At 70.7% G+C, this 22,603-nt stretch carries 18 protein-coding genes; 13 read left to right on the top strand and 5 right to left on the bottom strand.

Annotated elements, in window-relative coordinates:
• Positions 1-7: 7 nt before the first annotated feature.
• Positions 8-1,762 (bottom strand): Hsp70 family protein, encoded by a 1,755-nt coding sequence (locus A8G15_RS01135; protein WP_068154521.1) that lies wholly within the window; start codon positions 1,760-1,762, stop codon positions 8-10.
• 229 nt (positions 1,763-1,991) lie between these two features.
• Between A8G15_RS01135 and A8G15_RS32190 the strand changes: the two genes are divergently transcribed.
• The 8 genes from A8G15_RS32190 (at position 1,992) to A8G15_RS01180 (ending at position 12,413) form a co-directional block, all read left to right on the top strand.
• Positions 1,992-3,719 carry an IniB N-terminal domain-containing protein gene (locus tag A8G15_RS32190; protein WP_068154523.1) on the top strand — a complete coding sequence of 576 codons (1,728 nt, stop codon included), beginning with the start codon at positions 1,992-1,994 and terminating at the stop codon, positions 3,717-3,719.
• Between the two features lie 55 nt (positions 3,720-3,774).
• A complete protein-coding gene (locus A8G15_RS01145) occupies positions 3,775-5,601 on the top strand; it encodes a dynamin family protein (RefSeq protein ID WP_068154525.1) in 1,827 nt (608 codons plus the stop codon).
• Positions 5,598-7,049: a dynamin family protein gene (locus tag A8G15_RS01150; RefSeq protein ID WP_068154527.1), complete on the top strand. Its 1,452-nt coding sequence runs from the start codon at positions 5,598-5,600 to the stop codon at positions 7,047-7,049. The genes A8G15_RS01145 and A8G15_RS01150 overlap by 4 nt, the downstream gene beginning before the upstream one ends.
• 65 nt (positions 7,050-7,114) lie before the next feature.
• Positions 7,115-7,567, top strand: coding sequence for a hypothetical protein (locus A8G15_RS30365; RefSeq protein WP_068154529.1), 453 nt, complete (start codon positions 7,115-7,117; stop codon positions 7,565-7,567).
• A 757-nt stretch (positions 7,568-8,324) separates the two neighbouring features.
• The gene (gene dnaK / locus A8G15_RS01165; RefSeq protein ID WP_068154532.1) at positions 8,325-10,166 is read left to right on the top strand and encodes a molecular chaperone DnaK; all 1,842 of its coding nucleotides are present in this window, start codon (positions 8,325-8,327) and stop codon (positions 10,164-10,166) included.
• Positions 10,163-10,801, top strand: coding sequence for a nucleotide exchange factor GrpE (gene grpE / locus A8G15_RS01170; protein ID WP_068154535.1), 639 nt, complete (start codon positions 10,163-10,165; stop codon positions 10,799-10,801). Before dnaK ends, grpE begins: the two co-directional genes overlap by 4 nt.
• 35 nt (positions 10,802-10,836) lie before the next feature.
• Positions 10,837-12,006, top strand: a complete 1,170-nt coding sequence (gene dnaJ, locus A8G15_RS01175; protein ID WP_068154537.1) for a molecular chaperone DnaJ — start codon at positions 10,837-10,839, stop codon at positions 12,004-12,006.
• Positions 12,006-12,413: a heat shock protein transcriptional repressor HspR gene (locus tag A8G15_RS01180; RefSeq protein WP_068154539.1), complete on the top strand. Its 408-nt coding sequence runs from the start codon at positions 12,006-12,008 to the stop codon at positions 12,411-12,413. The genes dnaJ and A8G15_RS01180 overlap by 1 nt, the downstream gene beginning before the upstream one ends.
• Before the next feature lie 83 nt (positions 12,414-12,496).
• On the opposite strand, the gene gabT is transcribed toward A8G15_RS01180, so the two are convergent.
• From gabT to A8G15_RS01200, 4 genes are all read right to left on the bottom strand, one after another.
• On the bottom strand, positions 12,497-13,870 hold the full coding sequence (gabT, locus tag A8G15_RS01185; protein ID WP_068154541.1) for a 4-aminobutyrate--2-oxoglutarate transaminase: 1,374 nt from the start codon (positions 13,868-13,870) through the stop codon (positions 12,497-12,499).
• Positions 13,871-14,184: 314 nt separating this feature from the next.
• Positions 14,185-14,868, bottom strand: a complete 684-nt coding sequence (locus A8G15_RS01190) for a TetR/AcrR family transcriptional regulator (RefSeq protein ID WP_245687673.1) — start codon at positions 14,866-14,868, stop codon at positions 14,185-14,187.
• Entirely contained in the window at positions 14,865-15,644 is a 780-nt protein-coding gene (locus A8G15_RS01195; protein WP_068154544.1) for a Fic family protein, read from the bottom strand. Before A8G15_RS01195 ends, A8G15_RS01190 begins: the two co-directional genes overlap by 4 nt.
• Positions 15,641-16,549, bottom strand: coding sequence for a putative nucleotidyltransferase substrate binding domain-containing protein (locus tag A8G15_RS01200; RefSeq protein WP_068154546.1), 909 nt, complete (start codon positions 16,547-16,549; stop codon positions 15,641-15,643). Before A8G15_RS01200 ends, A8G15_RS01195 begins: the two co-directional genes overlap by 4 nt.
• Positions 16,550-16,692: 143 nt before the next feature.
• Between A8G15_RS01200 and A8G15_RS01205 the strand changes: the two genes are divergently transcribed.
• The 5 genes from A8G15_RS01205 to A8G15_RS01225 all read left to right on the top strand — a co-directional run.
• Complete coding sequence (locus A8G15_RS01205; protein WP_082899591.1) at positions 16,693-18,228, top strand: amino acid permease; 1,536 nt, start codon at positions 16,693-16,695, stop codon at positions 18,226-18,228.
• A gap of 24 nt (positions 18,229-18,252) precedes the next feature.
• The gene (locus A8G15_RS01210; RefSeq protein ID WP_068154549.1) at positions 18,253-19,095 is read left to right on the top strand and encodes an urea amidolyase associated protein UAAP1; all 843 of its coding nucleotides are present in this window, start codon (positions 18,253-18,255) and stop codon (positions 19,093-19,095) included.
• Entirely contained in the window at positions 19,092-19,736 is a 645-nt protein-coding gene (locus A8G15_RS01215) for an urea amidolyase associated protein UAAP2 (RefSeq protein ID WP_068154551.1), read from the top strand. The genes A8G15_RS01210 and A8G15_RS01215 overlap by 4 nt, the downstream gene beginning before the upstream one ends.
• A gap of 2 nt (positions 19,737-19,738) precedes the next feature.
• Positions 19,739-21,745 carry a 5-oxoprolinase/urea amidolyase family protein gene (locus A8G15_RS01220; RefSeq protein WP_068154554.1) on the top strand — a complete coding sequence of 669 codons (2,007 nt, stop codon included), beginning with the start codon at positions 19,739-19,741 and terminating at the stop codon, positions 21,743-21,745.
• Positions 21,742-22,603: amidase family protein (locus tag A8G15_RS01225; protein ID WP_245687674.1), on the top strand; the 862-nt coding region annotated here is incomplete at its 3' end. The genes A8G15_RS01220 and A8G15_RS01225, both read left to right, overlap by 4 nt.

The following is a 22,603-nucleotide window of genomic DNA, read 5'->3' on the forward strand; positions in this document are numbered from 1 at the left end:
CGAATCGTCAGTTTCCGCCGCCGAGCAGGCCGCCCACCGCGTTGCCGGTGCCTTCGAGGACGCCGCCCAATCCGTTGCCGACACCCTCGACGGCTCCGCCGAGACCGGTGCCCACCCCTTCGACCGCCCCGCCGACACCGTTGCCGATGCCTTCCGCGGCCTCGCCGACTCCACCACCGCTGGGTTGTTGCGGTGCAACCGGAGGCTGGGTCGTCGTGGGCGCCGGAACGGGTTGCTGCGGGGCAGGCTGCTGGGTCGCGGGCTGCCCGGGTGCCGGTTCGCCGGGCACGGTGGGAGCTGGGGCACCCGGCGCGGCCGGTGCGGTGCCGGCCATGGTTCCCGACAGGACCGGCACGGCCGAGCCGGGCGTTGCGGGGGTCGACGCGGTCGCGGCGGCGTGGGTTGCACCGCCGGGGACGGTCGCCTGCGAGGAGGTCGGCTCACCGGCGGTCGTCGGGACGGTGGGCGCGACCACGGTCGACGAGCGGGCGGATTCGGCACCGGCCTCGCCTGCGCTCGTCGTGAGCGTGCCCACGGCGAGTCCACCGCCGGTGACGACGACGATCGCGGCGGCGGCCGCACCGATGAGGGCGAACTTGCGAGCCTTGGAACGCAGCGGTTCGACGGGCTCACCCGCCGCGATCGCCGGCCGGGCGAACGCACCGGGCGGTGGCGTCACCACGGACAGTTCCGTCGTGATCGCGTCGTCGGCCGGATCGGGCGCGACGATCGCGGCACCCGAGGTCGCGAGCGAGCGCGCCGAGACGAGAGCCGCGCCTGCCGCGACGGTGTCGGCGGGGTTCGCCGACGCCGTCACCGGCAGGCCGAGCTCGAACGAAATTGATTCGGCAACAAGGGGAATGGAGGATCCGCCGCCGACGAGCAGGACGCGGCTCACGTCGGACGGGTCGACGTCGGCGGTGCGCAGCGCCTCGGAGATCAGCGGCAGCGAGTCCCGCACCGGCCCGCGCACGAGCTCCTCGACCTCGTCCCGCACCAGCCGCACATCGCGGCGGACTCCCGGCAACTCGACCGTCACGACGACATCGGTGTCCGCCGACAACTCCTCCTTCGCCCCGCGGCACCGGGCCCGCAGCTCGGCCAGCGCCCCCACGGTGCCCGGGTCGAACAGGTCGAGGTCGCCGGTGACGTCGCCGACGGCGTCGAGCACGTGCGTGGTCACGAGGTGATCGAGCACGTCGCCGCTCAGCTCGTCGCTCGACAGGGGACGGCCCAGCAGCTCGGGCTCGCCGCCGGTGCGGAGCACCGTGACATCGAGGGAGTGCGCCCCCAGGTCGTAGACCACGACGACCCCGTCGCCCAGCGGACCGTGCGCCGAGTCGAGCCAGTGCACCGCCGCCACCGGTTCGGGCATCAGCGTCGCCCCGTGCAGACCGGCGCGGTCGAGTGCGCCGCGCAGAGCGTCGACCGTGTGCTCTGCCCACATGGCGGGGTGGGTCACCGTCACGGCCCCGTGGGGCGGAGACGCGTGCAGCAGGCACGAGACCGCGGTCGCGGTCAGGTCCTCACCCGTCCAGGAGGTGCCGTCGGCGGACAGGATGCCGACCGGGTCCCCGACGCGGCCCACGAAACCGGTGAAGACGTTGCTTCCGCTGCCGTGGCCCAGCTCGGCGGTGCCGTCGTCGTGCAGGCGCACGGTGGTGGCGCGGCGCAGGACCGTCGGATCGTCGGGTCGTTCGAGCACGGTGGCAGCGGCCACCGCGTTCGCCGATCCGATCGTGACGCCCAGTCCTGCAGTCATCGGTCGCTCCTGTCGAGGTTCGTGGCGGGACGGCTCCGCCGTGTCGAACCGATATGTCGCTTCGCTCCAGCTTTCCGTTAGCCCCACCCTCCCGACGACGGGAAAGACCCCCTATCGCCCGTCGATCCCCTAACGCGCCGACGCGGGCAGATGGGGGTGCCGGCCCCCTTGGGCCGGGGGCCGGGGGTTCCTAGCGTCGAAGACAACCCGAACACCCAAGGAGTTTGCGATGTCCAACGCTGTGCTCGACTTCATCCTCGCCCTGTTCCGCGACGAGGACGCCCTGGCCCGTTACTGCGAGAACCCCGACCTCGTGCTCGCCGAGGCCGGGTTGGCCGACGTGTGCCACGCCGACATCGTCGCGGTCGCCCCGCTGGTCGCCGACACCGGCCTGTTCGCGGGTTCCGCCGCGGATCTGACCGCCGCGCTGACCGGTGCCGGCACGATCGCCGGCGGTGCGGCCGCCGGTCTCCTGGGTGGCGCCGGAGTGGGCGCTGCCGCAGGCGCCGGACTAGGGCTGGGGGCCGGTGCCGGTCTCGGTGGCGGTCTGGGTCTCGGTGGTGGATTGGGTCTCGGTGGTGGGCTGGACTTCGGTGCCGAGGCCGGAGCCGGAGCGAACGGTGGTCTGGACCTCGATACCGGTCTCGCTCTCGATGCCGCATCCGACCTGGCCGCCACACTCGGGGCTGCCCTGCAGGCGGGCGGTGAGACCGGCGTCGCCCTGGGCGGTGCCGTCGGATCCGTCCTCGACGCGACGCTAGGTCTCGGCGGAACGGTCGGCGCCGACCTCGGTGCGTCGGTCTCGGGTGCCCTCGCCGGTGGTCTCGGTCTCGACCTGGGCGCCGCCGCGGATCTGACTGCGGCTCTCGACGCCGCCCTCGCCGCGGCCGGCGGCGTCGCTGCCGGTGTCGGTACCGGGCTCGAGGCCGACCTGAGCGCCACACTCGGCTCGGTGTTCGGGCTCGGTGGCGACCTCGGGGGCGAGGTCGGCCTCGCGCTCGGCGGCCTGCTCGACACGGCTCTGACCGCCGGTGGGGACTTCGCGACCTCCGTCGACGCGGCCGTGGGCGGTGGCGCCGACCTCGGCGTCGCCGTCGGTACCACGCTGGCGGGTGCTCTCGGTGCCGGAGCGGAACTGGGTGGTTCGCTCGGCGGTGCCGTCGGCTCCGCTCTCGACCTCGGAGCCGGACTGTCCACCGGCCTGGAAGCGGGCGTGGGTGCCGGTCTGGATGCCGGCCTGAATGCCGGCCTGAATGCCGGTGCGGACCTGTCGGCCGCGGTCGATTCGGCGCTGCAGGTCGGTGGTGATCTGGGCGTGCAGGTCGATTCCGCGATTGCCGGTGGTGCGGCTGCCGGTGTGGATGTGGCGACCGGGCTCGTGGGTGATCTGGGTGTGCAGGTCGATTCTGCGATTGCCGGTGGTGCGGCTGCCGGTGTGGATGTGGCGACCGGGCTCGTGGGTGATCTGGGCGTGCAGGTCGATTCTGCGATTGCCGGTGGTGCGGCTGCCGGTGTGGATGTGACGGCCGGGCTCGCGGGCGATGTCGGTGCGGCGGTCGACACCGCCGCCCAGGTCGGCGGTCAGCTCACCGGTGGTGTGTCCGGTGCCGTCGACGGTGCGCTGAACGGTGCCGCCGACGGTGTGGCGGATCTCGGTGCGGGCGTGTCCGGTGCGGTGACCGGAGCCACCGATTTCGGTGCCGGCCTCGGCGCAGACGCGGCAGCGGGACTGCAGGGCGCCGCGGACCTCGGCGCTTCACTGTCCGGTGGGCTCCAGGGCGCGACGGATGTCTGGTCGTCGCTCGACGCCGGCGACGTGTTCGGCAACGCCGCGGGCACCGGCGGCCTGTTCGACTCCTCCGTCGGTGGCGACGGACTGATCATCGGCGGAACGAGCAACGTCGGCCCGGACGCCGCCGATGTCTCCGACATCACCGGCATCGACTTCACGAACTGATCCGTGTCGTCGTAGTCTCCACAGTCCACGACAGAAGGCGAGCCGTCGCAGCACCATGCAGAACACACCGGTCGACCCCGCACCGCGCCGCGCCGCGCTCACCGAACTCGTCGACGAAGCCACCGAACACACCCGGGCCGCGGGTCGCGGCGATCTCGCCACCAGGCTCGCCGCGACCCGCACCCGGGTGGTCGACCCGCGGCTGCGCGTCGTCGTGGTGGGGTCGCTCGGCCAGGGCAAGAGCCGTTTCGTGAACTCGCTGCTCGGGCTCGACGTGTGCTCGGTGGGTGACGACGAGACCACGGCCGTGCCGACCCTCGTGCAGCACGCGGCCGAGGCCTCCGCCGAGCTGGTCGTCGCCGACGCGGGCGTCGAGCCGGAGCGTGTGCCGATTCCCCTCACCGAACTACGCGGGTTCGGTCCGCGCAGCGGCAACGCGGGCGGTCGCGAGATCCGCCGGCTCGAGGTGAACGTGCCGAGCCCGCTCCTCGCCGACGGACTCGTCTTCGTCGACACCCCCGGAGTGGGTGGGCACACCAACCCGCACACGTCGGCGACACTCACGCTGCTGTCGTCCGCCGACGCCGTGTTCGTGGTGTCGGACGCGAGCCAGGAGTTCACCGCGCCGGAGCTGAGCTTCCTGCGGCAGGTCCGGATGCTGTGCCCCTCGGTCGCGGTGCTCGTCACCAAAACCGATCTGTACCCGCACTGGCGGGCGATCGTCGACGCCGACCGTGCTCATCTGCAGCGCGCCGACCTCGACGTTCCGTTGCTGCCCGTGTCGTCGTTGCTGCGCGAGCACGCCCTGCAACTCGACGACGAGTCGCTGCACCGGGAATCGGGGTTCGCTGCCGTTTACGACCACCTGCGCGAGCGGGTCGTCGCTCGTGCGGCCGACGACGACCGGCGCACGGTCGCCCACGAGGTCGCGGTCGTCGTCGATCACGTCGCCCTCGGTGTCGCCGGTGAGCTCGCGGCGCTGCGTGACCCGGACGCCGGAGCGGCCGCCGTCGAGGATCTGGTCCGCGCCAAGGCCGCGGCCGAGGCCCTGCGCGCCCGTGCCGCGCGCTGGCAGCAGACCCTCGCCGACGGCATCACCGACCTGGCGGCCGACATCGATCACGACCTGCGGGACAGGCTGCGGCACGTCACCCGTGCCGCCGAGGCCGAGGTCGACGAATGCGACCCGGGAACGCAGTGGCCCCGTCTCGGTCAGTGGCTCGCCGAACAGGTCGCGGAATCCGTCGGAGACAATTTCGTGTGGGCGCACGAACGGTCCACGGCGCTCGCAGCGACCGTCGCCGACCTGTTCGCCGCGGACGGCGCGACCCGGTTGCCGCATCTGAACCTCGCCGATCTCGACTCACTGTTCGAACCGGTCGATCCTCTCGGCGACCTCGACCCGGGCCGGATCGGGCCCGGGCAGAAGATGCTGGTCGGGATGAAGGGCTCGTACGGTGGTGTCCTCATGTTCGGTCTGGTCACCACGTTCATGGGCATGGCACTGATCAACCCGGTCTCGATCGGCGCCGGTGTCGTGCTCGGCACGAAGGCGTATCGCGACGACAAGCAGGCCCGCGTCGCGAAACGACGCGTCGACGCGAAGACCGCGATCCGGCGCTTCACCGACGACGTCGGGTTCCAGGTCGGCAAGGAATCGAAGGATCGGCTGCGGTCGATCCAGCGGCAACTGCGCGACCACTTCACCGAACTCGCCGACCAGACGCTGCGGTCGGTCTCGGAGTCGCTGAAGGCAGCGCAGGACGCCGCGACGCTGGAACAGCAGCAGCGGCAGCGGCGCATCGCCGAACTCGAGGAGAACCTGAAAACACTTGTTGCCCTGCGGGACCGGGCACGTGAACTGGCGGGAGCGCGACGATGAGTGCAGAACCGGGCGGAGCCGGGCAGCTGATCGCCGAGGCCAGGGCGGCATACGGCCACGATCCGCGGGTTGCACCACAACTGGCGGAATGCGAAGCGCGGCTGGCGCAGCCGTTGCGAGTGGCGCTGGCCGGTTCGCTGAAAGCCGGCAAATCCACACTGCTCAACGCCCTGGTCGGTCAGGACATCGCCCCCACCGACGCGACCGAGTGCACCCGCGTGGTCACCTGGTACCGCAACGGTGCCACTCCCGCGGTCACCGCCCGATACGACGGAGACCGATCGCTGCCGGTGCCGGTCCAGCGCCGGGACGGCCGGCTCACGTTCGACCTGGGCGAGCTGACCGCCGATCGCATCGACGGCATCGACGTCGAGTGGCCCGCGCGGGCGCTCCGGCACACCACGATCATCGACACACCGGGAACTTCGTCTCTCTCGCACGATGTTTCGGCCCGAACCCTGGACCTGCTCACACCCGACGACGCGGCGTCCGGCGCCGACGCCGTCGTCTACCTGATGCGCACACTCGGTGCCGCCGACGTCCAGTTCCTCGACCGCATCGGCCGTCACGTCGGGGGAGAATCCGGACCGCTCGGTGTGGTCGGCGTCGTGTCGCGCGCCGACGAGATCGGTGCCGGCCGCGCCGACGCGATGATGTCGGCGAAGGACGTCGCCTCCCGTTTCGCCGGCGAACTCGAGCGCACCGGACTGTGCCAGGCGGTCGTTCCGGTCGCGGGTCTGCTCGCGCTCGGGGCGCGGACGTTGCGCCAGCGTGAGTTCGCCGCGTTCGAGGCGCTCGCCGGAGTGCCGCCCGCAGAACTACAGGCCGCGATGCTGTCCGTCGACCGGTTCGCGCGGCCGGACATGCCACTGCCCGTCGACCCCGAGTTGCGGGCGCAGCTGGCGGACCGGTTCGGGCTCTTCGGGATCCGGATGGCCGTCGCGCTCGTGCAACTCGGCGTACGCGACTCGCCGACGCTCGCCGCGGAACTGCTCGCACGCAGCGGACTCGACGAACTGCGCCAGGTCATCGACGTCCAGTTCGGGCAGCGCGCCGATCAGCTCAAGACCCATTCGGTGCTGCTGGCGCTCCGGCGGGTACTGCGCGCGTGCGGTGATCGTCGTCTGCTGGCGTCGGTGCAGCGGGAACTCGCCGACGGGCACGGTTTCGTAGAACTGCGCCTGCTCGGCCGGTTGCGGTCGCGTCCCGTCTCACTCGGCGACGACGAACTGTTCGAGCTGCAGCGCCTCGTCGGTGGTTTCGGGATCGGGGCGCGGCAGCGGCTGGGACTGCCCGACGACGCACCCGCGACGCAGGTCCGTGCCGCGGGTGTCGCGGCGGTCCGCGCGTGGCGCGCGCGGGCCGAGCATCCGCTCCTGGACCCGTTCACGGCCCGCGCCGCCGCGGTCGCGGTTCGCAGCGCGGAAGGTGTGCTCGCCGGCGTCTGAATCACCCGCACGGGATCGACAGCCGCGCGCAACCGGCACCGCGCGGGTGTCTTCATCGTCGGCGGGTGTGGGTGGAGGGCACGTTCGGCGGCCCGCGCGACGCGATCCTCGACGACGTCGAAGCGGAACAACTCCGGCCACGTCCACCGCACGACCTCGACGCCCAGGTCGCGAATCGCGTCCTCCCGCAGCTTCTCCTGCCGTACGGTCTCCGCCGTCGATCCGGGATCGCCCGCGCCGTATTCGCCCATGCCGTCGAATTCGCCGACGACGCCGAGTTCCTCCCGGAAGACGCGCGCGACGAACACGCCGTCGGTGTGAACAACTCGCGCTGCAGACTCGGCTCGGGGTCCCCGCGGAGCGAAGCCGGAGACGGGCGAGGGATTCGCGGGGCTCTCGCTGCGCCCGTCGAGAAAGTCGACGACGCGCCGCGCCGCCGCGACCCCGGAACACAGAGCAGCAGTGTCGAGCACGGCCGGGACTCCCACGAGGGCGGAAGGATGGATTCGCAGGAGTGAATCCCCTGCGATCACGGCCTCGTCGAGGGGTAGAGATCGAGCGACGTCGACGATCGTGCGCGCGGGTGAGGTGATTGCCCGCGGCGCCTGCGACGAAGATGTCGTCACGCGCAAGCGGAGCCGGGTGGACATGGACGTTGGCGGTGCGGCGGCCACCGGATCTCCGGTCGCGGGTGACGTGGACGCGTGACAGATCCGGTTTCCACAGGTCGGCTCCGTGGAACAGCGCGGCGGTGACGTGGCTGAGCACTGCGTCCCCCGCCCAGCGTGTGCTGCACACATCGCGCTCGGACACGGTGCCGGCCAATCTCGTCGAGCCCGTCGGTGTCGGCGCGCCGCAGGTACGTGCCCGGCGCGACCGGAGCGAGAGCGCCGCTGCGCAATGCCTGCCGCACCTCGTCGGAGGTGATGCCGGAGGAGAGTAGGTCGGATCGGTGGACCGATTCGGTGCCTGTGAACAAACCGTCCCGCCCACACACCCGGCGTCGACGGAGACGGCCGCGCGCGGCCGCTCCTCCGCGGCGCGAACAGACCCCGGGAGAGTGATCCGCATCACCGTTGGAACAAAGTCCGGAAGGTTGCGGTTGGACAGATCGACAAACTTGAGCGCGGGTAGCTCAACTTGGACTTGACTCCGGTTTCGGTCCGGGTGCAAGCTTGAGTGGACTTCGCTCACCTGAGTCCGTCGGGCTCAGGGTTGGGGCATGCAGGTCCGCGGTGCAACGACGTATCGCGGCGAGAAAATTGGAGGAGAATTATGGCTCGTGCGGTCGGCATCGACCTCGGAACCACCAACTCGGTCGTTTCCGTTCTGGAAGGCGGCGAGCCCGTGGTGGTCGCCAACTCCGAGGGTTCCCGTACCACTCCGTCGGTCGTCGCGTTCGCGAAGAACGGCGAGGTTCTGGTGGGCCAGCCCGCCAAGAACCAGGCGGTCACCAACGTCGACCGCACCATCCGTTCGGTCAAGCGCCACATCGGCACCGACTGGACCGTCGGCATCGACGACAAGAACTACACGTCGCAGGAGATCAGCGCCCGCACGCTGATGAAGCTCAAGCGCGACGCCGAGGCGTACCTCGGTGAGGACATCACCGACGCCGTCATCACCGTCCCCGCGTACTTCAACGACGCTCAGCGTCAGGCCACCAAGGAAGCCGGCACCATCGCCGGCCTCAACGTTCTGCGCATCGTCAACGAGCCCACCGCCGCAGCCCTCGCCTACGGCCTCGACAAGGGCGAGAAGGAACAGACCATCCTGGTCTTCGACCTCGGCGGCGGCACGTTCGACGTGTCCCTGCTCGAGATCGGCGACGGTGTCGTCGAGGTCCGCGCGACCTCCGGTGACAACCACCTCGGTGGCGACGACTGGGACGAGCGCATCGTGAGCTGGCTCGTCGACAAGTTCAAGGCGCAGAACGGCATCGACCTCACCAAGGACAAGATGGCCCTGCAGCGTCTGCGCGAGGCTGCGGAGAAGGCGAAGATCGAGCTGTCCAGCTCGCAGAGCACCTCCATCAACCTGCCGTACATCACGGTCGACGCGGACAAGAACCCGCTGTTCCTCGACGAGCAGCTCACCCGCGCCGAGTTCCAGAAGATCACCAACGATCTCCTCGAACGCACCCGCGCTCCGTTCCAGCAGGTCATCAAGGACGCGGGCATCTCGGTCGGCGACATCGACCACGTCGTCCTCGTCGGCGGCTCGACGCGTATGCCGGCCGTCACCGAGCTGGTGCGTGAGCTGACCGGTGGCCGCGAGCCCAACAAGGGCGTGAACCCGGACGAGGTCGTCGCCGTCGGCGCCGCCCTGCAGGCAGGCGTTCTCAAGGGCGAGGTCAAGGACGTGCTGCTCCTCGACGTCACCCCGCTGTCGCTCGGCATCGAGACCAAGGGTGGCGTGATGACCAAGCTCATCGAGCGCAACACCACCATCCCGACCAAGCGGTCCGAGACCTTCACCACGGCCGACGACAACCAGCCGTCCGTGCAGATCCAGGTCTTCCAGGGTGAGCGCGAGATCGCCGCGCACAACAAGCTGCTCGGCTCCTTCGAGCTCGGCGGTATCGCCCCCGCTCCGCGCGGTGTTCCGCAGATCGAGGTGACCTTCGACATCGACGCCAACGGCATCGTGCACGTCACCGCCCGCGACAAGGGCACCGGCAAGGAGAACACGATCAAGATCCAGGAAGGCTCCGGCCTCTCCAAGGAAGAGATCGACCGGATGGTCAAGGACGCCGAGGCGCACGCCGAGGAGGACAAGAAGCGTCGCGAGGAGGCCGAGGTCCGCAACCAGGCCGAGTCGCTCGTGCACCAGACCGAGAAGTTCATCAAGGACAACGAGGACAAGGTGCCCGCCGACGTCAAGGAGAAGGTCGAGGCGGCCGTCAAGGAAGCCAACGACGCTCTCGCCGGCACCGACATCGCTGCGGTGAAGGCCGCCGTCGAGAAGCTGGCGACCGAGTCGCAGGCCCTCGGCCAGGCTATCTACGAGTCGCAGGCCGCCGACGGTGCTGCAGCCGGTGACGGTGCTGCCGCCGGTGCCGACGACGTCGTCGACGCCGAGGTCGTCGACGAGCCCAACGATTCGGACAAGAAGTGAGTGCCGAGAAGCCCGAGCAGGAGCCGGTCACCGTCACCGACAAGCGACGGATCGACCCGGACACCTTCGAGGTGCGCGAGGCGGACGCCGAAGCGCACGCCATCGAGGTGGACACCGAGTCGGTGGCTCCCGCTGCGGGAGACGAAGCCGAACTGACGGCCGAGCCGTCGCCGGAAACGGCCGAACTCGCCGAGCGCACCGCGGATCTGCAGCGCGTCACGGCCGAGTACGCCAACTACCGGCGTCGCATCGAGCGGGAGAAGGTCGTGGCAATCGAGGGCGCGAAGGCGTCCGTGGTCGGCCAGTTCCTCGACCTGGTCGACGACCTGGATCGGGCCCGCGCCCACGGCGACCTCGAGACCGGGCCGATGAAAGCCCTGAGCGACAAGCTCACCGGTATTCTCACCGGCCTCGGCCTCGAAGCGTTCGGTGCGGAAGGCGATCCCTTCGAACCGGACCTGCACGAGGCGGTCCAGATGGAAGGCGACGGCACGCACCCCGTCCTCGGGACGGTTCTCCGCAAGGGGTACCGGCTCGGTGACCGCGTGCTGCGGCACGCGATGGTGACCGTCGCCGACGGCGACCCGAGCGACACTCCGGCGCAAACGCCGCCGGACGAGTCGGGCACCGAGTAAGAAACAACAAGTACTGCGAGAGGAGGAGACGCCCGGTGAGCCAGCGGGAGTGGATCGAGAAGGACTTCTACAAGGACCTGGGCGTCTCTTCCGACGCATCGCAGGACGACATCAAGAAGGCGTACCGGAAGCTGGCGCGGGATCTGCATCCCGACGCCAACCCCGGTGACACCGCCGCCGAGGAACGTTTCAAGGCGGTCAGCGAGGCCAACGCCATCCTGTCGGACCCCACCAAGCGCAAGGAGTACGACGAGACGCGCCGGCTGTTCGCGTCCGGCGGTGGCGGCGGGTTCGGCGGCTTCCAGCCCGGTGCCGGTGGCGGGTTCACCAGCACCAACTTCGACATCGGCGACCTGTTCGGCGGCGGCGCCTCCGACAGCGGACTCGGCGACCTGTTCGGTGGCCTGTTCAACCGCGGCGGCGGCGCCGGTGGTGCGACCCGCACCCGCCCGCGGCGCGGCAGCGACGTCGAAACCGAGACGACCCTCGACTTCCGCGACGCAGTGCAGGGTGTGACCGTCCCGCTGCGCCTGACCAGCCCCGCTCCGTGCACCACGTGCCACGGCAGCGGTGCCGAGCCGGGCACGAGCCCGCGGGTGTGCCCGAACTGCAACGGCAGCGGCATCGTCTCCCGCAACCAGGGCGCGTTCGGTTTCTCCGAGCCGTGCGACGACTGCCGCGGTTCCGGATCGATCATCGACAACCCGTGCGGCGACTGCCGGGGCACCGGCATCCAGAACCGGACCCGCACCATCACCGTGCGCGTCCCCGCCGGCATCAAGGACGGTTCCAAGGTCCGGCTCGCCGGGCAGGGGGAGGCCGGGTTGCGCGGCGCACCGTCGGGCGACCTGTTCGTCACCGTGCACGTGCGTCCCGACAAGGTTTTCGGCCGGGACGGCGACGACCTCACCCTCGTATTGCCGGTCAGCTACGGCGAACTCGTCCTCGGCGCCACCGTGTCGGTGCCGACCCTCGACGGTCGCGTGGGCCTGAAGATCCCCGCGGGCACCGCCGACGGACGCGTGCTGCGGGTGCGCGGTCGCGGTGTGCCCAAGCGCGGCGGCGGCAGCGGCGACCTGCTGGTCACCGTGAAGGTCGCGATTCCGCAGAACCTCGACGATCAGGCCGTCGACGCTCTTCGCATCTTTCTGCATGCCGAACAGAACAGCGGCTTCGATCCACGTGAAGGATGGGCAGGTGCATGATGCCGGAACCGAGGCAGCCGCGTGACCATGCCGGCGACCCGGACGCACGCGTGTACGTGATTTCCGTGGCAGCGGAACTGGCCGGGATGCACGCCCAGACGCTGCGCAACTACGACCGGCTCGGCCTGGTCACCCCGCACCGCACCAGCGGCGGCGGTCGCCGGTACTCGCCGCGCGACGTCGAACTGCTGCGCGAGGTCCAGCGCCTGTCGCAGGACGAGGGTGTGAACCTGGCCGGCATCAAGCGCGTCATCGAACTGACCAACCAGGTCGAGGCCCTGCAGCAGCGCGTGGCGGAACTGTCGGCGGAGGTCACCCAGCTGCGCAGCGCCCGCCGCGACCTCGTCCCGATCCCGCGCAGCAACGCCCTCGTCGTCTGGAAGCCGCGCCACCAGCGCGACTCCTGATCGTCACCGCGCCCCTTGGGTGATGGGAACCAATATTCGGTCTGACCGGCTGAAGGTTCCCCTCACCCGGGGGCGCGGGTGTGTCATCGGGCGTCTCCTTCCGGTCCGGCGACCCCACGGACCGCGTCCTCGAGCACATCGAGTGCGTCGACGAGCAGCTCGTCGGGGATCACCAGTGGCGGCAGCAACCGGATCACGTTGCCGTACGTGCCGCACGTGAGCAGCACGACACCCTGCGCCAGCGCGGCCGCGGCGATCGCGGCGGTCGCGACCGGGTTCGGTTCGCGGCTACCGGGCATCACGAACTCGATCGCGAGCATCGCCCCGCGACCGCGCACCTCCCCGACGATGTCGAGTTCGTCGGCCAGCGCCTGCAATCGCGGCAGCGCGAGGTCGGCGATGTGCCGGGCGCGCGCCGGCAGATCGAGGTCGCGCATCCGATCGAGCGTCGCCAGCGCGGCCGCGCACGCGACCGGGTTTCCGCCGTAGGTGCCGCCGAGCCCGCCGACGTGCACGGCGTCGATCAGGTCGGCGCGCCCGGTCACCGCTGCGAGCGGGAGGCCGCCCGCGATGCCCTTGGCGAGGGTCATCAGGTCCGGCACGACCTCCTCGTCCTCGCAGGCGAACCAGCGCCCGGTGCGGGCGAACCCGGTCTGTACCTCGTCGGCCACGAACACGACGCCGTTGTCGCGTGCCCAGCCTGCCAGGGCAGGAAGGAAACCGGGTGCGGGCACGATGAATCCGCCCTCGCCCTGGATCGGTTCGATCACGATCGCGGCGACGTTGTCCGCGCCGATCTGCTTCTCGATGAGCGTGATGGTGCGGCGCGCGGCCCGCTCGCCGGTGACGGGGGCGCCGTCGTATCCGAGTCCTTCCCGGAAGGGGTACGACATCGGCATCCGGTACACCTCGGGCGCGAACGGCCCGAAACCGTTCTTGTACGGCATGTTCTTCGCGGTCAGCGCCATCGTCAGGTTGGTGCGGCCGTGGTAGGCGTGGTCGAACACGACGACGGCGTCACGGCCGGTGGCGTTGCGGGCGATCTTCACCGCGTTCTCCACCGCCTCGGCGCCGCTGTTGAACAACACCGTGCGCTTGGGATGGTCGCCCGGCGTCAGGTCGGCGAGCCGTTCGGCGACCTCGATGTACCCCTCGTACGGGGTGACCATGAAACACGTGTGGGTGAACCGGCCGGCTTGTTCGCGAACCGCTTCCACGACAGCGGAATCGGAGGCGCCGACACTGGTGACGGCGATTCCGGAACCGAGGTCGATCAGCGAGTTCCCGTCGACGTCGACGATGACACCGCCGTCCGCGTCGGCCACGTAGACCGGGACGGACGATCCGACGCCGGCGCCGACCACGTTCCTGCGCCGTTCGGTCAGTTCCGCGGAGCGGGGACCGGGCAGGGTGGTGCGGAGGCTGCGCTGCTGCGGCAGCCGGTATTCGATGGTCATGGTGGACGTCCCTCGGTCGGTGCTGTTGTGTGGTGCGTGCTCGGTCAGGGCCGCTGTGCCGCGGCCATCGCCGACAGCAGTTCGTGGCCGACGTGGGCTGCGACATGCCGGTGAGCTCGGCGCGGTCGTGGGCCGGGGCAACATCGACGATATCGGCGCCGACCAGGTTGAAGTCGGAGAATGCGTACCTACTGCCCGGCAGCGATCCTCTCCCCGGCGACTACCCCTGTGGGTGCGGCGCCCGCCCCTGTGGGTGGTGGGAACCAATATTCGGTCTATCCGGGTGATGGGAGCCATCACCCGGGGGTGGGGCGTCACCCCGGAGTGGGAGAGGCGGTGCGGTGGGTGGCGACCAGTGCGGTCCCGGAGTCCCGGAGTGTGTCGGTGGGTTCGAGACCGAGGATCCGCAGGGAACTGTCGGCGAGGAGTCGGGCGGCCGTCGGCAGCGCACCGTCGGCGGGGGCGGTGATCGACGGGTCGTCGGCGCGGATCGCGATCACCGATTCGGTGACCCGCACCGGTAGTCCGCATCGCGGATCGGCCGGATCCGCGAGCACCTGTGCCGCCAGCGTCCGGTAGATGCCGTGCAATTCACGCCGTTTGGCGTGAAACGCGGACAGTCCCGGTGCGTCCGCCTCCGGGATCAGGTACAGCCGTCCGAGATTCGAGCGGTCCGTGAGAAGATTCCACGAGTCGCCCGCGGTCAGGGCCCACAGGAGCACGGACGGATCGCCGCCCAGGGTCGCGAGGACGCGCGCGTAGCGCAGGGACGGTTCGACCGTCGAATCGAGCAGCGCCGCGAGAATCGATTCCTTGGTGGGGAAGTGGTGGTAGAGCGACGCCTGCCTGATACCCACCGACTCGGCGATCGCGCGTGTCGACGTCGCGGCGAAACCGCGGGTGACGAACAGTTCGCCTGCGGCATCGAGGATTTCCTCGCGTCCCGACGCGCCGGGGCGACGGCGCTCCACGAGGCGCGGTCGTCCGGGTCCGGTCACGCCGACCCACTCTGCCATATCCCGATCGCCCGTTCGACGATCGGCACGAACGGGTCGCCCGGAACCCGATGGTCTCCATCCCGGGCTGCCATCGCGGCGCGCGAGGCGTCCATCCACGCCGTGCGATCGATGCGCCGCAGGTCGAACGGCAGCCCCGCACGGCGGGCCAGGACGGCGAGCAGGGTCGTCGCCGTGCGTCCGTTGCCTTCCCGGAACGGATGCACCGCAACGAGATCGGCCAGAATTGTGGCAGTGGGCCCGACGAAGTCGGGAGGCCGTACGGTGCCTGCGCCGGCCTCGAGTGCCGCCATGCGCGCGGCGAGATGGGGGACCGGCAGGAATTTTGCGTCGCCCTTGCGCAGATCGACGATGCGCTGTTGCCCGGCCCACGGGTAGACGTCGCCGAACAGATGCTGGTGGATCGACGTCACCAGCGGAACACCCGGCGCGACGGCCCCCAGATGGATCTCGACGAGCCGCGCCGCGCACACACGATGTTCGGCCTCGGCCAGCGCCACCGGGTTGGCAAGACCGATCCCGTTGCGCAGCACTGTGGTTCCGCGCACGTAGTAGGGGCGATAGCGGCGCAACAGGCGGGGGCGCTGCTCGCTCGGATCGATCGCGCGCGCCGCCGCGACCGCGGCGGCGATGTACTCGCCCCGTCCGAGAGTCCCGGTCGCGAACGCGGTGAGCGCGACACGGGCGTCGTCCTCGGGCCGCCAGCCTTCGAGCTCCTGGGCGTGCACCGCCTGCGCGACGGCGTCACCGGGGGTCACGGCCGGTCCGGCCGGGTGAACGACGACGCGGACAGCCGGTAGTCGAGGACGCGTTGGATCCCGGCGACAGTGCGCGACACCCACCGGATCGTGGCGCGTTCGGCGGGCCGGAAGCTGCTCAGGGGTACCGGGCCGTCGCCTCGGGTGCCGTCGAGGGCGCGCCGGGTGACGAGGTCGAGGATTTCGTGGTGGCAGCGGCACAGATCGGTGAGCTCGTCGGTCTCGAGGTACTCGCCGGGGCGGGCACCGGCCAGGCGCTCCCCGGTGGTGTGCCCGCCGGTCTCGCCGGCCAGCGCCGCCCAGCGGGCAATCTTGCGCACCGGGGTCAGCATGTCCCGCTCGAGGTCGACGCTCGGGGCGGGGACCAGCGGGAATGCCGGACGTACGTGCGGGCGGTGGGCGAGTGCGTCGGACAGCACGGCGTGGAGACAACGCGGTTGTCTGCGCACCGCGGCGGCGAGGACCTCGGTCAGGTCGATCCCGGCAGGGTCGCCGACGCAGCGGGCGTCGGCTAGGAGACCGATCATGACGACGCCGCGGTCCTCGCGGGGGTCGGCGGTCCAGCGGGCCGCGGCGTCGCGCCATTCGCCAGGGGTCCGGCGCAGTCGTCGACGCAGCGGGGTGGCGCCGTTCGGGTCGGCGACGACCCCGGGCACGTGCAGGGCGGCGGCGTCGAATTCGTTCTCGGGGGTCGTGGTGACGGCCAGGGCGTCGAGGTCGGATCCGGGTATGGCCTCGCCGCGTCCGACGCTGCCGGTGACCCAGACCTGCGCGTCGGTGTGTGCGTCGAGTGCGGTGCGCAGTTCGTCGACGCACAGCCGCGACCACTCGGCCGCGATGTGTTCCGACGTTGCGCCGCGGGCGAATTCGGATCGCAGGCGCGCGAGGTCGGTGGCGGTGGGCATGCAGCGATAGTGGCACACCGAACCCGCGTCACATGTTCGCAACACAGGTAGTCCATTCGAAACATCGCCGTCACCGCGCAGGAATGCGCCCCCTTAAAACTGTCACCCGACAGGTTTTGACGGCTGCGCGAATCGAGGACCCCATGGCACTGACCACGCCCGCCGCGGCGCCACCCGAAAAGGGCGGTGACGCGGGAGATCTCGCCGAGTTCGGCTACGAACAGCAACTCCACCGTTCGCTCGGGAAGTTCGCGTCGTTCGCGGCGGGATTCTCGTTCGTCTCGATCCTCACCACGATCTTCCAGCTGTTCGGCCTCGGCTTCGGGTTCGCCGGACCGGCCTTCTTCTGGACCTGGCCCGTCGTGTTCGCGGGCCAGTTCCTCGTCGCCCTGTGCTTTGCCGAACTGGCCGCCCGCTACCCGCTCTCCGGCGCCGTCTACCAGTGGTCGCGGCGCCTCGGCGGTGAAGTGCTCGGGTGGTTCGGTGGCTGGTTCATGATCCTCGCGCAGATCGTCACCGCCTCCGCCGCCGCGATCGCCCTGCAGGTCGTGCTGCCGGCCGTGTGGTCCGGCTTCCAGATCATCGGTGACGACACCTCGCTGACCTCGCCCAGCGGCGCCGCGAACGCCGTGCTGCTCGGCACCGTGCTGCTCGTCGTCACCACCACCATCAACTGCGTCGGCGTGCGCTGGATGGCGCGGGTCAACACCGTCGGCGTCGTCTGCGAGATCGTCGGTGTGGTCGCCGTCATCGGCGTGTTCTTCACCCACGCCCAGCGCGGTCCGCAGGTTGTCTTCGACACGGGAGTCCACGCAGGTCAATCCGGGTACGGCTGGGCCTGGATCGCCTCTGGCCTGATGGCCGCGTACGTCATGGTCGGCTTCGGCTCCGCCGGCGAACTCGCCGAGGAGACCCGCGACCCCCGCCGGGTCGCACCGCGCACCATCCGCATGGCGCTGAGCGTGTCCGCCCTCGGCGGCGGCCTCATGATCCTCGGCGCACTCATGGCCGCACCCAGCCTCACCGACGGCCGCCTCGCCACCGAGGGCCTGCCGTACGTGCTCGACACCGTCCTGTCCTCACCGTGGGGCACCGTGCTGCTCGTCGACGTCGCGATCGCGATCCTCATCTGCACCCTCGCCATCCAGACCGCCGCCTCCCGCCTCATGTTCTCGATGGCCCGCGACGAACGCCTCCCATTCTCCAAATCCCTCGCGACCGTCAACCGCCGCACCGGAACCCCCATCGCCCCGTCTATCGTCGTCGGCCTCGCCTGCGTCGCGGTGCTGCTGCTCAACGTCGGCAACTCGGCGATCTTCTCGACGCTGGCCAGCGTGTGCATCATCGCGATCTACCTCGCCTACCTGCTCGTGACCGCGCCGATGCTGTACCGGCGGCTGACCGGCGGCTGGATCTCCGGCGCCGGCGGCACCGACGCCGAGGGCCGGCCCCTGTTCTCCCTGGGCCGCTGGGGTGTCCTCGTCAACGCCGGTGCCGTCCTCTACGGACTGGTCATGGTCGTGAACCTGTCGTGGCCGCGCGCCGAGATCTTCGACCCGGCGGGCACCACCCCGATCCTGCGCTGGGCCGGGCCGATCTCCATCGTCGCGATCGTCGCCCTCGGAATCCTGTGCTTCCCCCGCGGCCGGACCCACCCGCGTCCCGTCCGCTCCCTCTGAACGCCCGCATCCCGAGGAGTCACCATGACCGCCACCACCTCCGCAGCCCGCGACCACGCCCGCTCCCAGGCCGGGCAGCACGAGGGACCGATGCCCGTCATCCCCGCCTCTGCCTGGCCGAACCCGCCCGTCGACGCCGCGGCGATGGTGTGGGCCGAGACCGTCCCGGGCGGCCGCTACTCCTCCAAGGTCCTCGCCCGCGGCACCCGGTTGCGGTTGACCGACCTCGCCGGCCGCGGCTGCGCCCACGTGATGCTGTGGCGCGCCGACGCACCGTGGGAGCGGCTCAACATCGCCGACACCGTCAAGGTGCCGTGGCAGGCATACCTCGGCGTCGACCACCCCCTCCTCGACGACCAGGGCCGCGTGCTCGCGACGATCGTCGCCGACACCTCCGGCCGGCACGACGCACTGTGCGGCACCACCAGCGCAGCGGCCAACACCGCCCGCTACGGCGACGGCTCGGCACACTCCACCTCGCCCGCGGGCCGCGAACTGCTCACCCTCGCCGCCCTCAAACACGGGCTCGGACCGCGCGACGTCGCCCCGACCGTCTCGTTCTTCCACGGGGTCCGCGCCGACGACGACGGGTCCCTGATCGCCACCGGCAACGCCGGACCGGGCGCGAGCGTCGAACTGCTGCTGCACCTTCCGTTGATCGTCGCGGTCGCGAACACCGCGCACCCGCTCGACGAGTCGCCCACCTTCGACACCACCGCGATCGAACTGCTCGCCTGGCGCGCCCCCGCCGACCTCGCCGAGCTCGCCGCGCGGGCCCCCGAGATCGGACCCGAATACGACCGCGCCCACCGCAACACCGAAGACGTCCACGCCGCCGCTCTGCCGACCGAAGGGACCACCCGATGACCACCACCGCCCCCGCACCGCTCGTCCCAGGCACCGTGATCCTCGACGAGACGGTCGCCCCGCGCGGCCCGTGGTCGGCGATCGTCGCCGCCGGTGACGTGCTCACCATCGTCGACCTGTACGGCAACCAGGCCGTCGACACCCTGTTCTACGGCGCCGCCGACACCACCGTCCGGTACAGCGCGCAGGTCACCATCGCCGCGCAGCGCTCCCTGTTCCTGACCACCGGATCGGTGATCCGTGACCAGGAAGGCGCCCCGATGATGACGATCGTCGCCGACGAGGTCGGCAACCACGACACCATCGGCGGAGCCTGCTCGCAGGAATCCAACACCCTCCGCTACGGCCATCACACCCGCCACCAGCACGCGTGCGTCGAGAACTTCCTCGCCGAGGGCGCGAAACACGGACTCGGCAAGCGCGATCTGGTCGGCAACGTCAACTTCTTCATGAACGTGCCGGTCGATCCGGACGGCACCCTCGGCATCGTCGACGGACTCTCCGCACCCGGTCGCCGGCTCGCGCTGCGCGCCGAGATCGACACGCTCGTGCTGGTGTCCAACTGCCCGCAGATCAACAACCCCTGCAACGGATTCGACCCCACCGCCGTGCAGATGATCGTCACCCGACCGGAGGCCTGACCATGAGCGCGACCTGCACCGTCCTGAGGCCCGGACCGCTCACCACCGTCCAGGACTGGCCCGGACGTGTCGGCTACTGGAAGATCGGCGTCCCCCCATCCGGCCCGATGGACGACCTGTCGTTCCGGCTCGCGAACCTCGCGGTCGGCAACACCGAGGGTGCCGCCGGGCTCGAGGCCACCATGGCCGGGCCGCGCCTGCGCTTCGACGCCGAGACCACGGTCGCCGTCACCGGCGCGGCCTGCGCGGTCACCGTCGACGGCCGCCCCGTCCCGCAGTGGACGCCCGTCATCGTCCCGGCCGGCGGCGTCCTCGATGTCGGCGCCGTCTCCGGTGCAGGTCTGCGCACCTACGTCGCCGTCGCCGGCGGCTTCGCCGTCGACCCGTACCTCGGGTCCGGCGCGACGTTCACACTCGGCAGGTTCGGCGGCGTCAATGGCCGGGTGCTCGCCGACGGGGACGCACTGCCGCTCGGCGCGCCTGCCGGAACGCCCCGGCGCCTCACCGCCGAAGAGATCCCCTCGATCGGCCACGACTGGACGATCGCGGTCACCGAGGGGCCGCACGGGGCGCCGGAGTTCTTCACCCGCAACGACATCGACACCCTCTACCGCACCGCGTACACGGTGCACCACAACTCCGACCGCACCGGCGTCCGCCTCATCGGCCCCAAGCCGGAGTGGGCGCGACCGGACGGCGGGGAAGCCGGACTGCACCCGTCGAACATCCACGACACCCCCTACACGGTCGGTGCCCTCGACTTCACCGGAGACACCCCGATCCTGCTCGGTCCCGACGGCCCGAGCCTCGGCGGTTTCGTCTGCCCGGTCACCGTCGTCACCGCCGACCGCTGGAAGATGGGGCAGCTCGCCCCCGGCGACCGGCTGCGGCTGGTCCCGGTGCGCGCCGCGAGCGTGGCCTCACCGAAGGTGTTCGGGCCTGCCCGGCGCGCGGCACTGCCCGTCGTCGGCGGCAACGGCGACGGCGACGACGGTGTGCTGCACCGCGGCGCGACCGCCGACGGCACCACCTCGGTGACGGTGCGACGCAGTGGCGACGACAACATCCTCGTCGAATACGGCACCATGTCGCTGGACTTGGTGCTGCGCGCGCGGGTGCACGCCCTGCAGACCGCCCTCGAACAGACCGGGCTGCGCGGTCTCGTCGACCTGACGCCCGGAATCCGGTCCCTGCAAGTGAAATTCGATCCGACTTTGACGAGTAGCGGTGCGGTGCTCGGTGCCGTGCTCGAGACGGAGGCGGCGCTCCCCGCCGCGGACCGGCTCGTCGTCCCCAGCCGCACCGTGCGGCTGCCGCTGAGCTGGGACGACCCCGCCACCCGCCTGGCCACCGAACGGTATATGCACGGGGTGCGCGCCGACGCCCCGTGGTGCCCGTGGAACATCGAGTTCATCCGGCGGATGAACGGACTGGAATCCGTCGACGACGTGTACCGGACCGTATACGACGCGTCCTACCTTGTGCTCGGTCTCGGTGACGTGTATCTCGGTGCGCCGGTGGCGACCCCGCTCGATCCCCGGCACCGGCTCGTCACCACCAAGTACAACCCGGCCCGCACCTGGACCCCGGAGAACGCGGTCGGCATCGGCGGCGCGTACCTGTGCGTCTACGGAATGGAAGGACCGGGCGGCTATCAGTTCGTCGGCCGCACCACGCAGGTGTGGAACCACCGGTTCCCGGAGAACACAAGAGGATTCGAGCCCGAACATCCGTGGCTGCTGCGATTCTTCGACCGCATCTCCTGGTATCCGGTGTCCGCCGAGGAACTGCTCGACCTGCGCGCCGACACCGCCGCCGGACGCGGCCGCGTCGACATCACCGAGGGTGAATTCTCCCTCGCCGAGCACCTCGCGTTCCTCGAACGCGAAGCCGGCTCGATCGGTGCCGTCCGTACGAAGATGGAAGCGGCCCGCGACGAGGAACGCGCCCGCTGGGAAGCCGACGGCGAACTCTCCCGCGGCGCTCGAATCGGGAAGGAAGCGGCATGAACGACCGTGTGGCACAAGCCTATGCGCGGCTACGCGAAGCGGACCGACCCGAGGTGTTCGTGCACCTGCGCGACGAAGCCGAGGTCACCGTCGAGTATGCCGAATCACTTTCTCGTGGTGGAGAACTCGCGGGAGTGCTGCTCGCGGTGAAGGACAACGTCGACGTCGCGGGCCTGCCCACGACCGCCGCCTGCCCCGGCTACGGCTACGTCCCCGACGTCGATGCCGCCGCGGTCGCGGCGCTGCGCGCGGCCGGTGCGGTCGTTGTCGGCAAGACCAACCTCGACCAGTTCGCGACCGGACTCGTCGGCACCCGCAGCCCGTACGGGGCGGTCCGCGACGCGCGGCGCCCCGAGTACGTGTCCGGCGGGTCGTCGTCCGGATCCGCGGTCGCGGTCGCGCTCGGCGTCGTCGACATCGCGATCGGCACCGACACCGCCGGGTCCGGCCGGGTTCCCGCCGCGTTCCAGGGGATCGTCGGCATCAAACCGACGGTCGGGACGGTCGCGACCACGGGTGTCGTGCCCGCGTGCGCGAGCTACGACTGCGTGACGATCTTCGCCCGCGACCTTCCGTCCGCGGAACGTGCGGTCGCGATCATGGCGACCGCCCCCGGTGGCCGGCCGTGGGCGGCGGACGTGCCGCTGGCCGCGGCTCCCGGTGCATCGGTCGCAGTGCCCCGCGACCTTCCGGAACTCGACGAGCGGTGGCGCGCCGCGTTCGCCGCCGCGGTCGAGCAGGCACGGGTGGCCGGGTTCACGATCGTCGAGATCGACCTCGCCGACTTCCTCGCCGCCGCCCGATTGCTGTACGACGGGGCATTGGTTGCGGAACGGTGGGCAGCGGTCGGTGAGTTCG

It is taken from the genome of Rhodococcus phenolicus (assembly GCF_001646785.1).
GTDB lineage: Bacteria > Actinomycetota > Actinomycetes > Mycobacteriales > Mycobacteriaceae > Rhodococcus > Rhodococcus phenolicus.

Coding starts and splice junctions, on each gene's coding strand:
- A8G15_RS01135 (WP_068154521.1), bottom strand. CDS start 1,762: ATGACTGCAGGACTGGGCGTCACGATCGGATCGGCGAACGCGGTGGCC.
- A8G15_RS32190 (WP_068154523.1), top strand. CDS start 1,992: ATGTCCAACGCTGTGCTCGACTTCATCCTCGCCCTGTTCCGCGACGAG.
- A8G15_RS01145 (WP_068154525.1), top strand. CDS start 3,775: ATGCAGAACACACCGGTCGACCCCGCACCGCGCCGCGCCGCGCTCACC.
- A8G15_RS01150 (WP_068154527.1), top strand. CDS start 5,598: ATGAGTGCAGAACCGGGCGGAGCCGGGCAGCTGATCGCCGAGGCCAGG.
- dnaK (WP_068154532.1), top strand. CDS start 8,325: ATGGCTCGTGCGGTCGGCATCGACCTCGGAACCACCAACTCGGTCGTT.
- A8G15_RS01180 (WP_068154539.1), top strand. CDS start 12,006: ATGCCGGAACCGAGGCAGCCGCGTGACCATGCCGGCGACCCGGACGCA.
- gabT (WP_068154541.1), bottom strand. CDS start 13,870: ATGACCATCGAATACCGGCTGCCGCAGCAGCGCAGCCTCCGCACCACC.
- A8G15_RS01200 (WP_068154546.1), bottom strand. CDS start 16,549: ATGCCCACCGCCACCGACCTCGCGCGCCTGCGATCCGAATTCGCCCGC.
- A8G15_RS01205 (WP_082899591.1), top strand. CDS start 16,693: ATGGCACTGACCACGCCCGCCGCGGCGCCACCCGAAAAGGGCGGTGAC.
- A8G15_RS01210 (WP_068154549.1), top strand. CDS start 18,253: ATGACCGCCACCACCTCCGCAGCCCGCGACCACGCCCGCTCCCAGGCC.
- A8G15_RS01215 (WP_068154551.1), top strand. CDS start 19,092: ATGACCACCACCGCCCCCGCACCGCTCGTCCCAGGCACCGTGATCCTC.
- A8G15_RS01220 (WP_068154554.1), top strand. CDS start 19,739: ATGAGCGCGACCTGCACCGTCCTGAGGCCCGGACCGCTCACCACCGTC.